The 335-nt window shown below is 69.6% G+C and carries 1 protein-coding gene; it reads right to left on the bottom strand.

Annotation, left to right across the window (positions count from 1 at the left end; translation table 11 throughout):
• A partial coding sequence (locus ACWXWW_RS17945; protein ID WP_455971357.1) for an HNH endonuclease signature motif containing protein occupies positions 1–335 on the bottom strand: 335 nt, incomplete at both ends.

Raw genomic sequence — 335 nt, forward strand, 5'->3', positions numbered from 1 at the left:
TTCCAGCCGGAGGTGTCGAGGTGGTGGTGGTGCCACCAGCAGAGGAGGACGCCGTTGTCGGTTTCGGTGGGTCCGCCTTGGGCGTGGTCTTGGACGTGGTGGATCTCGCACCAGGCGGCGGGGATGGTGCAGCCGGGGATGATGCATCCTCCGTCGCGGGCGACGATGGCTTTGCGTTGGGTGGGGGTGAAGCAGCGTTGGATGCTGCGCAGCTCGAGGATGCGTCCTTCGGGGCTGAAGAGGGCGCGGAGGATGTCTCCGGTGCATCCGATCCGGCGGGCCACGGTGGCGGGGACGGGCGCGTCGACCCCGTCGAGGTGCGCGATGCCGTGCCG

The organism is Microbacterium sp. KNMS, assembly GCF_053851835.1.